The sequence below is a fragment of the Corynebacterium sp. MSK019 genome, assembly GCF_030232425.1.
GTDB classification, from domain to species: Bacteria; Actinomycetota; Actinomycetes; order Mycobacteriales; family Mycobacteriaceae; genus Corynebacterium; species Corynebacterium jeikeium_D.
This window is the reverse complement of record NZ_JASPJT010000010.1, coordinates 111,494-122,884: the sequence shown is the minus strand read 5'-3', so window position 1 is coordinate 122,884 and position 11,391 is coordinate 111,494. Positions and strand designations below refer to the sequence as shown.

The 11,391-nt window shown below is 61.6% G+C and carries 10 protein-coding genes and 1 tRNA gene; 2 read left to right on the top strand and 9 right to left on the bottom strand.

The window, feature by feature from the left end; all coding sequences use genetic code 11:
- Positions 1–158 precede the first annotated feature (158 nt).
- Together QP982_RS08635 and QP982_RS08630 are read right to left on the bottom strand one after the other, a co-directional pair.
- Positions 159–240, bottom strand: a tRNA-Tyr gene (locus QP982_RS08635).
- Positions 241–420: 180 nt separating this feature from the next.
- A complete protein-coding gene (locus tag QP982_RS08630; protein ID WP_070438072.1) occupies positions 421–1,476 on the bottom strand; it encodes a polyprenyl synthetase family protein in 1,056 nt (351 codons plus the stop codon).
- A gap of 118 nt (positions 1,477–1,594) precedes the next feature.
- Between QP982_RS08630 and QP982_RS08625 the strand changes: the two genes are divergently transcribed.
- Positions 1,595–2,947: a geranylgeranyl reductase family protein gene (locus tag QP982_RS08625; protein WP_284870425.1), complete on the top strand. Its 1,353-nt coding sequence runs from the start codon at positions 1,595–1,597 to the stop codon at positions 2,945–2,947.
- Positions 2,948–2,998: 51 nt separating this feature from the next.
- Here QP982_RS08625 and QP982_RS08620 read toward each other — a convergent pair whose 3' ends face one another.
- The 5 genes from QP982_RS08620 to QP982_RS08600 form a co-directional block, all read right to left on the bottom strand.
- Complete coding sequence (locus QP982_RS08620; RefSeq protein ID WP_042388380.1) at positions 2,999–3,691, bottom strand: demethylmenaquinone methyltransferase; 693 nt, start codon at positions 3,689–3,691, stop codon at positions 2,999–3,001.
- Between the two features lie 10 nt (positions 3,692–3,701).
- Positions 3,702–4,910, bottom strand: a complete 1,209-nt coding sequence (locus tag QP982_RS08615; protein WP_016422034.1) for a glycosyltransferase family 4 protein — start codon at positions 4,908–4,910, stop codon at positions 3,702–3,704.
- A 4-nt stretch (positions 4,911–4,914) separates the two neighbouring features.
- Positions 4,915–5,406, bottom strand: coding sequence for a DUF3592 domain-containing protein (locus tag QP982_RS08610; protein ID WP_016422033.1), 492 nt, complete (start codon positions 5,404–5,406; stop codon positions 4,915–4,917).
- A 43-nt stretch (positions 5,407–5,449) separates the two neighbouring features.
- A complete protein-coding gene (menD, locus tag QP982_RS08605; protein WP_141744763.1) occupies positions 5,450–7,174 on the bottom strand; it encodes a 2-succinyl-5-enolpyruvyl-6-hydroxy-3-cyclohexene-1-carboxylic-acid synthase in 1,725 nt (574 codons plus the stop codon).
- A 191-nt stretch (positions 7,175–7,365) separates the two neighbouring features.
- Entirely contained in the window at positions 7,366–8,391 is a 1,026-nt protein-coding gene (locus QP982_RS08600) for an o-succinylbenzoate synthase (RefSeq protein ID WP_284870424.1), read from the bottom strand.
- A gap of 13 nt (positions 8,392–8,404) precedes the next feature.
- Between QP982_RS08600 and QP982_RS08595 the strand changes: the two genes are divergently transcribed.
- A complete protein-coding gene (locus QP982_RS08595; protein WP_016422029.1) occupies positions 8,405–9,385 on the top strand; it encodes a 1,4-dihydroxy-2-naphthoyl-CoA synthase in 981 nt (326 codons plus the stop codon).
- A gap of 107 nt (positions 9,386–9,492) precedes the next feature.
- Here QP982_RS08595 and QP982_RS08590 read toward each other — a convergent pair whose 3' ends face one another.
- Complete coding sequence (locus tag QP982_RS08590) at positions 9,493–10,152, bottom strand: ABC transporter ATP-binding protein (RefSeq protein WP_080969612.1); 660 nt, start codon at positions 10,150–10,152, stop codon at positions 9,493–9,495.
- Between the two features lie 179 nt (positions 10,153–10,331).
- Positions 10,332–11,381: a FecCD family ABC transporter permease gene (locus tag QP982_RS08585; protein WP_042389120.1), complete on the bottom strand. Its 1,050-nt coding sequence runs from the start codon at positions 11,379–11,381 to the stop codon at positions 10,332–10,334.
- Between the last annotated feature and the right edge of the window lie 10 nt (positions 11,382–11,391).

The window sequence follows — 11,391 nt, the reverse complement described above, 5'->3', positions numbered from 1 at the left end:
CCTCGGCATCCAAAAAGGCTGGATCAAATAACCGCAACACGCCCGGAAAAGACACACTTTTCTTTACTTAACCCCTCACTCGAGCCCCTACCCCGCATCCCCATCAACGGGCCCTACAAAAAAATCACCGCGAGAAAATTCTCGCGGTGATTTCACTGTGCCAGATGATGGATTCGAACCAACGAAGGCAATGCCGACGGATTTACAATCCGCTCCCTTTGGCCGCTCGGGCAATCTGGCGTGCACTCTTAAACGGTGCGAATGGAATGCTACCCACTACTCTGTCATTTACACAAATCGGCAGGTCGAGAGGATATTTCCCTACCTGGATTCACCCCTCAGCAGAACTCACCCCAGAGCAGAGCTCACCTCAGAGCAGTGCTCACCCCTAGGCCCATCTCGCCGATGGAGCTCAATCCACTACCCCACGCGCTCCACGGTGTAGCGAGCAACGTGACGCAGGGACTCCTTGGCCGCACAGTCAGGAAGGTCAGCGATGACGCGGTCGGACTCATCCAGCAGTTCATTGACCTTCTCCATCGCGCGAGCCACACCGTTGGTCTGAGCCAGGAGCTCGAGGGCCTCGTCGACAAGCGCGTCGTCGGAGACTGGGCCGACGAGAATCTCACGGAGGCGGTCAGCGGCTGGGGTGTCCTCCTGCAGCGCGTAGAGAACCGGCAGCGTGAAGACGCCCTCGCGCAAGTCAGTGCCCGGAGTCTTGCCGGACTGATCGGTATTGGAGGAGATGTCGATGATGTCGTCGACAATCTGGAAAACGATACCGATTAGTTCGCCATAGCGGCGCAGCGCGTTGGAAATCTCGGCGGACGCACCGGCGTGATAGGCGCCGAGATAACCGGCCGATGCGATGAGCACACCGGTCTTTTCGGCAATGACCTTCAGGTAGCGCTCGATGCGCTCTTCAATCGGCAGGTCCAAGTCGTTGAGGCACTCGCGCATCTGACCTGTGACAAGAACACCGAAGGTCTCAGCGAAGTGAGCCACGCTCTCGGAGCCGAGCTCTGCCAGCAGGCGGGACGCAGCAGCGAAGAGGTAGTCACCGGCCAGAATGGCGACGGTGTTGTCCCAGCGCGAGTTTGCGGAGGGCACGCCGCGGCGCTTATCCGCTTCATCCATGACGTCGTCGTGGTAGAGCGTCGCCAGGTGCGTCAGCTCCAGCACCGTCGCGGCGGTGATGACCTTATCGCACTCCGGGTTCTCACCGAACTGCGCGGCCAGCATGGTAAACATCGGGCGGAAGCGCTTACCACCAGCGTGAGCTAGGTGGGAAACCCGCTCGACTAGGAAGTCCTCGCCGCGCCCCAGCTCGGTAATCAGGAGGTCCTCGCTCTTGCGCATTCCCTCGGTGATTGTTGCTTCCAGCGCCTCATCAACGAAGTGAGAACTAGTGGCGGTGTGCTCACCAGTGCCCTGAGCACTTCCGGAACTAAGCCCGGAGTAGTCTCCAGTACGCATTCGAGACCTGCCTAACTGACGATAAAAGATAAGAAACTGCTAAATAAACTACCTTACGAGCATAGTGGCTAGCAGACCAGTTCCCATATTTGTTTCAACGTCGTTATACGCTGGGGCAATGACCTCAAGCCCGATTTCGCGAGTTTCCCCCACGTTCGACGGCACCGTCGCTCTACCCAGCAGCACTGACGTGCTCATTGTTGGCGCAGGCCCCACCGGCTCCGCAGCCGCAATTCACGCCGCCCGCGCCGGTTTTTCGGTCACTGTGGTCGACTCCCAGCGCTTCCCGCGCGACAAAACTTGTGGCGACGGGCTCACTCCTCGCGCCATCGCTGAGCTACGTCGTCTAGGGCTTGACGACGAGCTCCTGCGCCGCAACCGCAACCGCGGACTCAAGCTGCACGGCTTCGGCGGCTCCATCACCGCACCTTGGCCAGATGATGCCTCCGGCACTTTTCCCGCTGTCGGATCCGCGATGCCGCGAGTTGAGCTCGACACTTTCTTGCTCAATGCCGCCGCTGATGCCGGTGCGCAGGTCTTTGATGGGCTCACTGCGCGGAAGGTGGTTCTCGGAGCGCTGAACACTGGCGGCACGCGGGGTCATGGCGTGCGCGAGGTGGAGCTTTCCGACCGCGAGGGCAAGCCACACACCATCTCGGCCCGCTGGTTGCTCGTGGCCGATGGGGTCCGCAGTACCGTCGGCAAGCAGCTGGGGCGTGCGTGGCATCGAGACAGCGTCTTTGGCGTGGCCGCACGGTCGTATGTCAGCTTCGACAGCGCAGACGTAGCGGATGACTGGATTCACTCGCACCTGGAACTGCGCGACTCCGAAGGGCATACGCACCCGGGCTATGGCTGGATTTTCCCGCTGGGCGAGGGCCGGGCGAATGTGGGGTGTGGGGCGCTGGCGACGTCGGCACGCCCGGCGCGCACGAATGTGAAGAAGTTGCTGCGTGAGTACCACGGACAGGTGCGCGATCAGTGGCAGATGAGCGAGCCTGAGCACGTGACGTCGGCGTTGCTGCCGATGGGCGGTGCCGTGTCGAATGTGGCGGGGCCCAACTGGGCGTTGCTCGGTGATGCTGCGTGCTTGGTCAACCCGCTCAACGGTGAGGGCATTGACTACGGCATGGAGTCGGCGCGGCTGGCGGTGGAGCTGATTAGCTCGATTGGTGCGGGCCGCGATGGGCTGACGCACTCCTGGCCCGCCCTCCTTCGCGAGCACTACGGCACCGGCTTCTCGCTGGCTCGCAAGTTGGCGCTGACGCTGACGTACCCGAGCTTCCTTCCCACGGTCGGCCCGCTGACCATCGGCGCCCCGTGGGGAAGCCAGCTCATGGGTGTTGCCGCACGCCTGATGGGAAACCTGGTCACGGAACACGACCGCGACGTAGTGGCGCGACTCTGGCGCGCTTCGGGGAGGACAGCGCTGGCCTCCGATAAGTGGTTCGGGCGCCAGCCCTGGCAGTAGGAATCGCTTTACGACGGGCCCTGCGACAGGGCTTTGCTGCGGGCTAGCGAGCTACTGTGCGGGCTTGGTTGCCGAGTGCAGCGCTGCGATACCGAAGGTGAGATTCTGCCAACCGGCATCCTCCCAGCCAGAGGCATTGATGTCGCGGGCAAGCTGCGGCTGGTTTGGCCAGGCGCGAATCGACTCCGCCAAGTACACGTAGGCCTCCGGGTTCGAGGAGACGACCTTGGCGATCTGCGGCAGTGCCCGCATCAGGTATTCCTTGTAGAAGGTGCTGAACACCGGCATCACGGGGGTGGAGAACTCGCAGACTGTTAGCTGGCCTCCGGGCTTGGTCACGCGAGCTAGCTCAGCGAGGCCCGCCTTGTAGTCCACGATGTTGCGCAGACCGAAGCTGATGGTCACCGCGTCGAAGGTGTTGTCCGGGAATGGCAGCTTCATGCCGTCACCGCAGACCTTGGGAACATCGCGGTGTGCACCGGCCTTGAGCATGCCTCGGGAGAAATCACAGGCAACGACGTATGCGCCAGACTTTGCCAACTCCACTGATGAAACAGCCGTACCGGCGGCCAGGTCGAGGACTTTCTGGCCAGGCTGCAGGTTCAGGCGCTTTGCCGTGCGCACGCGCCAGTAGTGGTCAATGCCACCGGTGAGCACGGTATTAGTGATGTCGTAATTCTTCCCCACGCCATCGAACATCGAGGCGACTTCGCTGGGATTTTTCGTTAAATCAGCCCTAGACACGATGTCCAGATTACGCGACCGACTTCTGACGCGTAGCAGCACCTGCATGGGAGGCATCAATCGCATCTGCTGCGACCTTGCTTGACGTCTCGGCCGCGGAAACCCCAGAAACCTCCTCGTAGTGGCGAACCAGGTCTGCACACAGTGCTTCCCAGGTGCGCTCGGTCACGGTGTCGCGGCAGCGGTTGCGCAGCTGCTTACGTGCCAGCTCATCGTCAACGAGCAGCAGCTTGTCGACCGCCTCAGCCAAATCGCGGGTGAAAGTCTTGGGTTCCAGCAGGTAGCCGTTGACGTCGTTGGTAATCAGGTCGCGCGGGCCGCCTGCGTTCGGAGCGATGGCCGGCACACCGGAGGCGTGGGCTTCCTGTACCGCCTGGCAGAAGGTTTCAAAGTCACCGGTGTGGACGAACACGTCCAGACTGGCGAATGCCGCTGCCAACTTATCGCCGGTGAGCTGTCCGGTAAAGACGGCATTCGGCATCTGCTTCTGCAGCTTCTGCAGCTCCGGGCCATTGCCGACAATGACCACCTGAATATCATCGCGGCCGTTCAGCGCTGCCAGCCGCTCCACAGACTTCTCCGCCGCGAGCCTGCCGACATAACCAACAATCGGCTTGCCCTCCGGGCTCCACTGCTTCCTGAGCTCTTCACTACGCTTTGTCGGAGTAAAGCGAACCGCATCAACACCGCGGCCCCAGCGGTAGACATCACGAATCTTGTGATCCTGCAGGTCCTCAATAGTCGGCGACGACGGCGCCAGCGTTCGGGCGCAGGAGTTGTGAATCACGCGCGTCCACAACCATGCGGCCGTGGAGAGCCCCGCCAACTTGTAGTTCTTGGCAAAACCCGCAACGTCCGTCTGATAGATGGCCACAGCCGGGATGCCCAGTGCCTTGGCAGTCAGCGCGCCCGCACCACCGAGCACAAATGGCGAAGCCAAGTGGACAACATCCGGCTTAAACTGCGTCAGCGCCGACGCTACCCGACGGTTCGGCACACCAATCGGTAGCGAATCAATCAACGGCACCATCACAGTGGGCACACGCTCAATGCGGTAGTCGCAGTAGAACTCTGCCTCTTCCTGCCAGTCCCGAGCGCCCGGCGCAATCACCAGCGCCTCGTGTCCTTCACGGCGTAAGTGTTCCAACACCCGCAGCACGGAGTTTGTCACTCCATTGATGTTGGGCAAGAAGCTTTCAGCAATGATGGCAACGCGCATGGTGCTAGTTTTCCATCTCGTCGGAAAGCGAAAGTGACCCTCTGTTTACCTTTTGGGGATCTCTTTGTAAACGACGGGTTGCGCGCAACGACAACCACCACAACGGCGCGACGACGAGAAATGCAACCACAGCGATGCTGGTCGCCGGGAGAAGTGACAACGTCCATGTGCGTCCGGCGACGCGGACGACATTGGGATCAGTGCGGTCGTATTCGACGCGGACGCGCTGCCCCTCTTCCAGACCAACGGGATAGAGCAAACCGGTTGGCGGCGACTGAAAATCACCATTCTCGTCGACGAAATCAACCGTGGTGCGAAGGAGCTCGACCGAGCGCACGTTGGCTACGGACTGCCCCATGTTCGACTCGATATTGCGGTCATTAATGAAGCAGCCAACCACCATGGCCAGGCACGACAGCAACAGGCAAATCATTACAAAGAGCAGTACCTGACGAAGGAAGCGCGGCCAATTGGCCAGGGCAGTTTTCCACTGCATGGCGGTCGCGACCTCCTATTTTTCTGTCTCTGATTGTTTCCAGCTAGTGCTTGTCCAGCACCCCAATCTCCGCATTGTATGCCAGCTTGTGATGCAACTGCCGACGCGTCGCACGCGTGGTCGCCACCTCAATGACGCGGATGCCATCGACGTCGGTATCCGGGTGCAACTGCGCGAGCAGATCTGGGAGGCGGTCAACGCGCACGTGCTCGACCCCGTAAGCCTGGCAGATGCCCTCAAAGTCCACGCCCTGCGGGGTGCCGAAGATGCGCTCAAAGCTTCCCCGCAGAACCGGGCTGCCCGCCTCCAGCGTCTCGAAAATACCGCCACCTGCATCATTGGCCACCACGATGGTGAGGTTTTCCGGCCTCGGCTCCAGCGGCCCAATTGCCAACGCTGCGGAGTCGTGCTGGAACGTCAGGTCCCCCATAAGTGCAATCGTCCGCGGCGGGCGGATCTCGTCGGCATGCTCGCGGTCGGACGCCAGCGCAATACCGATTGCCGTCGCCACCGTGCCGTCGATGCCCGCGGCACCTCGTCCCGCATACGTGTTCACACCGGGGAAAGGCAGGCCCGTGTACGACGCATCGCGCACCGGGTTCGACGCGCCCAGCACCACATTGTCACCCGTGCGCAGGCTGTCCGTCAGAGCCGCCGCCACATGAAATCCGGTCAGCGGTTCCTCCGCTTCAATCGACTCGGTAAGCGTCTCTCGCACGGACTTCACCGCCAACTCGCTGGCGGCCTCACAGATTTTCGTCCACTGCGGGTCCTGCTCCCCCACAGTCTGCACATGCCTAACGACGGCCCTTGCGTTCGCCGTCACATCCGGGAACTCCACCCCAAAACCGTGGTTTTCCGCTTCGGAGACAACGGTCAGCTCGATATCCGGATTGGCCAGCAGCTTAGAGATACCTCGGTGCAGCGTCGGCCTGCCGACCAGCACGATCTGCTCCGGCGGAATCTGCGCGAAAGTGCCCGCCGCGAGCGGGTGCACCGGGTGCGCCGGCGCATACGCATTCGGCTCAGCGATGGTTGGCAAATCCTCCAGCGCCGGCAGGTGCGGGGCATTCGAACCCGCAATCACGAGTGTGCGGCGGCTGATGTCAATTGTGGCTGTGCTAGCCGCGTTGGCCGGGCCGGTTGCGGTGGCGGCCACGCCGACGTTGTTGCTGTTGGTAGGCGCAATCGTGGTCCAGGGGCCGCCATCGGCGCGGCCCTCGGGGATGTCGGCGACGGAGTCGTCGTCAGGCACGAGCGGTTCGACAAAACGGACGTTAAGGTGGCCGGCGCCGGATGCCATGGCGGCGACAACGCGATCAATGCGAGCGCGGATCTGCGCGGCGGTGGCCTTCGTGACCGGGGCGGTGCCGTCCAGATCGAACTCGACGACAGAGGCATCAGCGAACAGGCGGTCCTGGACGATGGTCTGGTTCGCGCCGGTGCCGCGATAATGCGCGGGGCGGTCGGCGGTCAGTGCCAACAGCGGAATGCCCGACGCGGTGGCTTCCACCATGGCGGGCACGAGGTTCGCCACTGCTGTGCCGGACGTTGTAATTACCGGGGTCACCTTGCGGGTGCGCGAGGCCAGGCCGAGGGCGAGGAAGGCGGCAGAGCGTTCATCGATGCGCACATGGAGGCGAACCTTCGCCGCGTCGGCGGCCTGGACCAGAGCGCGGGCGAGCGGGGCGGACCGGGAACCCGGGCACACCACGGCATCGACCATGCCGAGACGCAGCAGCTCATCGACGATGAGGCCCGCTACCACTGCGGATGGGGCTTGTGTGGACTGGACGGCGTGAGTGGTTTCGACCGCGCCGGTGTCCGGGTCTTGAGGGGTGTCCTGGTTATTGTTCACACTCAATAGGCTACTTGCCGGAAGTTACTGACTAGGTTTATGTCAGTTTGGAAGCCGTTTTTCGGGCTCAAAGTGTCATAAACCTAGTCACTTTCTTAGCGTTATAGATGGGCATACGCCGCGCGGAGGCGGTCGAACCACCAATCGCGGCGGGAGCCCGGCGCGGCGAGCTCGGCCAGGCGGGAAGGGTCGGGAGCGGGGTTGGTGACGGGCAGTCGGCCATCGATAAGTGGCCGGGGCTCGATGACGTCCTCGATAAACAGCGAGGACGTGGCCAAACCCGCTGCGTTTGGCACCGGTTGCAGCTCGGTCACAGGCAGGGCCGCCGCCGTGAACAAACCGGCGGCCATGCCAACACCTGTATCCAAGGCACTGGCGACGGTCACCTTCACCGCCAGCTCCTCGGCCAACCGAAGCAAACGGCGTGGCCCGCCAAGCGGCGCAACCTTCATTACGCCCACGTCAGCCGCCTGTTCGCGCGCAACCAAATACGGATCCTCAGCTTTGCGGATCGACTCATCGGCAGCAATCGGGCAAAACTCCCCCACTGCGTCGCGGACCGCGCGGAGCTCGGCGACAGTCGCAACAGGCTGCTCCATGTACTCCAGCGGACCCAACTCATGAGCGGCGCGGATGGCCTGCTCCACCGACCAGCCACGATTCGCATCCACTCGCACAACAGGTTCATAGCCATAGGCTTCGGCCACCGCGGTGCGGACGGCGGCTACGCGCTCGATGTCGTCGTTAAGCGATTGGCCGCTCTCTGCGACCTTGACCTTAAACGTGCGACACCCGGGGTAACGCCCCACGACCTCCGGCACCTGCTCGGGTGTGATGGCGGGGATGGTGGCGTTGACCTCGACAAACTCGCGCTTCGAGGTGGGCAGGCCAACGTATGCGCATTCGATGGCCGAGCGCAACCACGCGGCGGCCTCGGGTGCCTCGTACTCCAGGAAGGGCGCGAACTCTCCCCAGGTAACGGGGCCGTCGATGAGGAGCGCCTCGCGAGTGGTGACGCCACGGAATTTCACTGCCATGGGCAGAGCCACGACGTGGGCGCGGCCGAGGATGTCGTCGATTGGCGGAAGCTGGATGTTGGGCGCAGCGGACACAGACATACCCCTCATGCTAGAGACCTTTATGCTGGAAGCCATGACTGATACCGCGAAGTACTCGACCGATAACCCCTTCCGCCCTGAGCAGTGGAAGACGGTTGATGGTTTTGAGGATTTGACCGACATCACCTACCACCGCCACGTCGGCGAGGGCCGCGAAAACGGCATTGTGCGCATTGCTTTTGATCGCCCGGAGGTTCGTAACGCGTTCCGCCCGCACACTGTCGATGAGCTCTACCGCGCGCTCGACCACGCGCGTCGCACCCCGGATGTCGGCGTTGTGCTGCTGACCGGTAACGGCCCGAGCACCAAGGACGGTGGCTGGGCATTCTGTTCGGGTGGTGACCAGCGCATTCGCGGTCGTTCCGGCTACCAGTACGCCACATCCCACGAGCATGACGACGCTACCGCGGACGCATCCACCATCGATACCGCGCGTGCCAAGGTCGAGGGTGGCCGCCTGCACATCCTGGAGGTGCAGCGCCTGATTCGCACTATGCCGAAGGTTGTCATTGCCGTGGTCAATGGTTGGGCCGCAGGTGGCGGACACTCCCTGCACGTGGTGTGTGACCTGACACTGGCATCCCGCCAGGAGGCCCGCTTTAAGCAGACCGACGCTGACGTGGGATCTTTCGATGCCGGCTATGGCTCGGCCTACCTGGCGAAGCAGGTTGGTCAGAAGTTTGCCCGCGAGATTTTCTTCCTCGGCCGTTCCTACGACGCTGAGACCATGCACCGCATGGGCGCTGTCAACGAGGTCGCCGACCACGCTGAGCTGGAAGATGTCGCGGTGGAGTGGGGCCGCATGATCAACGGTAAGTCCCCAACGGCGCAGCGCATGCTGAAGTTCGCTTTCAACCTGACCGATGACGGACTGATGGGCCAGCAGGTCTTCGCGGGCGAGGCTACTCGCCTGGCGTACATGACCGACGAGGCCGTCGAGGGCAAGGAAGCGTTCCTGGAAAAGCGTGACCCGAACTGGGACGAGTTCCCGTTCTACTACTAGGGGCAGTTAGGGGGGCGCCGGCTGGGGCGCTCGTCGGGCCCTGCACTTTAGCGCTCATTCGTGGCTGTAGAACAGCCGAGAGCGTGCGCTACAGTCACGGGTCTGCGCTAGAGTGCCTCCGACGCTTCGACCGCCAGCCCGCCATTGCGAGTCGGGAGCACCGCACCTTCTACCTGATAAACCTCTCGCAGCATAGCTTCATTAATGACCTCTGCCGGAGGCCCTGCACTGCTGACCCGACCATCGGCTAGAACAACCACATGTTCGCAAAAGCGCGCCGCTTGCCCCAGGTCATGAAGTGTCATCACTACCGCGCAGGGCAATTCCCGCGCACACTTGCGTACCTGCCCGAGAAGCATCAATTGGTTACGCAGGTCGAGTGCGCTGGTGGGCTCGTCGAGAAGCAATACCCGAGGTCGTCGCACAACCGCCTGCGCAAAACTCACCAACTGCCGCTGTCCCCCAGACAACTCAGACATCAGCCGCGATGACAACGCAACCAACCCAAGCCGTTCAATGGTGGCCTGCACTTCTGCCCGCACTGTGGATCCGACACGCAGTGCGGAAAACCCAGAAAACGACTGTTGCCGGGCAAGCAGGACGCTTTCGTACACGGTCAATGAGCTCAGCGGCGGAGGGTCCTGTGGCAAATATAGAGATCTTTCAGCACGTACCTGCCCCGAGCAGTTTTCAAGGCCCGCCAAACACCTCAGCAGTGTCGATTTGCCAGCTCCGTTGGGACCGACCAACGCAGTCACGCTTCCCATCGGAAGAGGCCCAACGTCGACATTGTGCAGGACATGATGGCCGTCGTAAGCAAAAGACACTCCTCGCGCGCTAAGAGCGGACGATTCTGGAGGGGTTTCGCCGAGGGGTTTACCGTCAGGTTTACTGGGGCTGTCGTGATGACCATGTACAGCGTCGTTCCCGACAAAGCGACTTGCCTTTAGCCAACCCACATTTTCCTCCTCTGGCCAGCGATAATCGCGACAAATACGGGCACTCCTACAATTGCGGTAATAATGCCTACGGGAAGAATTACACCCGGTTGAATCACCTTCGACACTGCCGATGCCGCAACCAGAAGCAGCGCCCCTACCAAAGTCGAAGCAGTAAGAAAATAACGTTGATCTTCGCCTACCAATAAGCGCGCAACGTGTGGGCCGACGAGACCGATAAATCCAATCGTACCGGCCATCGACACAGCGGTTGCCGCCATAAAGGACACCACGATAAGGGTCAGCGCACGCAGTCGATCAACGTCTACGCCAAGGGCTTTTGCGCGGTCATCGCCCATCCGGAATGCAGTCAGCGACCAGGCATTGAGGTAAAAGAAGAGTAGCCCCATCACGAATATCACCGCGAGCAACGCAATCTGCGTCCAGTTCGAGCGGGTGAGACTACCCATCGTCCAGAACACAACCTGTTCCAACTGCGTCTCCGAGGCCAGGTATTGCATCAGGGCCAGTAGAGCGTCGAAAAAGAATACAATCGCGATACCGAGGAGAATCATCCCCTCGACTCCTGGGCCACGAAATCGGGAAAAGAGCAGAATCGCAGCGCAGGCCAGCATCGCGAACACCCACGCAGTCCCGGCCATCCCCAGCACCGCACCGATTCCCTCAGAAGCGAAGCCGGTGACCACAGCCAGGGCAGCACCGAATCCGGCCGCCGCTGACACGCCCAGGGTGTACGGCTCGGCCAGGGGATTTCCCAGAATTGTCTGCATTTGTGAGCCCGCCGCTGCCAGCGTCGCTCCGACGAGCACTGCAGTCACGGTCATCGGAAGCCGAATGTCGAAAACAATCTGGTGGTCAATGGGTCGCGCACCAACCGGATGGGTCAATGTATGCAAAACTTCGCTGGCAGGCATGCTACCGCCACCGAGTAGAAAGTCAGCAAGCGATGTCAAAGCCAACACCACAGTAATCAGAGCGATTATCACCCACTTCTTCCGTGCTGCGCGCTGATACCAGTGAAAAGTTGACTGCACCATTACTCTATCA